Origin of the sequence: Escherichia sp. Lx600-2, from assembly GCF_036662595.1 — a bacterium.
GTDB lineage: Bacteria > Pseudomonadota > Gammaproteobacteria > Enterobacterales > Enterobacteriaceae > Escherichia > Escherichia coli.
Window position 1 is genome coordinate 1 of record NZ_JAYQWM010000235.1, and the last position, 1,219, is coordinate 1,219.

A 1,219-nucleotide genomic window follows, 5' to 3' on the forward strand; every position below is an offset into this window, starting at 1 on the left:
GCCAAATATAAACCGGGGAGGTTAATACTATTATAGGCAGTCAACATTTCTGTTCTATGTAGTTCTGGCATTTTCTGGAGTTGAATCATCAGTTGCTTAAGTTGGTGATTCTGACCAATTGCCATTAGCAAATTCATCGTTGCAGGTGATAATGGAGGGGTTATTTCATCCACAGATCCTTTTAGCATCAATAGCTGTTCTTTTGGAAGTGCTGGAATTATTGCAACAGATTGGTTAATAACATGATCATTTGACCATTTCAGGAGGCTATAATCTACATTCATAAAATCCATCAGAGAATAGTGTTTAATATCCTCTTTACTTTCGCTCATGATTCTTATTTTATCGTTAGTTACATTTGGATCATAAACCGAAACCACGTAATGGGTATATCCTTCAGTTGTGTTCTTTATTCTTAGTCGGGCCGTCAAAGCATGGTTATCTACCAATAATATGGCAGCCATAACACTGATGCCATTTGATTCCATCTTGTCAAAATATGCCTTCATAACTAGCCCGAAATCACCGCAGGCAGCAACACAACGCCCCTCAGGACGGCTGGAAATCAACGCCAAAGTCTGGTTTTTGCATTTTTTGTTGAAGTGCGTGAGAAATTTTTCAGCTGAAGAGTAATCATCTTGATGGGGTTTGTAATTAACATTCTGATAAATATCATTAATATATTGTGCAGCAATGTGTCGGCATACTATACGGTTTTGGGGGCGCCCCGGAAAATAACATTGACCATTAAGTTTAACTCTTGGGAATTCTTTTTCTTTTCTATCTGAGTTTAGATTTAATTTTTGTTTATCAAGAGCGTCTGAGCGTTGAGGTAAAATTTCCATTAGGTATTCTTCAAATATTGGAGCAATGGTTTGAGTGAGTGTCGTGTTTTCATTTTTATTAATTATAGTAATTTCTTTTTTATCAGTCTGTAAGACAGACGTGGAAAATTTAATGACAAAATCCTTGTTGCTAAAGATATGACGACCGTTTTGTCTACAGTTCTCTGAGAAGCTTTTTAATAGAGGCGTCGCCAGCTCCTTGCCAGAAAATTTATCCTCGAGTTCTTTATAAAACAATTCACTCAGGGTTTGGTGTTCATTTGTCTGGGCTGTATTATTAATATTTGCAGAGAAAGAACTACGAGGAATACGAGTAATCATTTAAATATCTCATTGTTTATTGATGTCTTGAATTTTAACTATCAGAACAGTGA

The 1,219-nt window shown here is 36.2% G+C and carries 1 pseudogene; it reads right to left on the reverse strand.

The annotated features are described in order from the left end of the window. Positions 1 to 1,166 (reverse strand): annotated as a pseudogene (gene espL4, locus OQV04_RS24735) (type III secretion system effector EspL4); the annotation flags it as partial. Positions 1,167 to 1,219 lie beyond the last annotated feature (53 nt).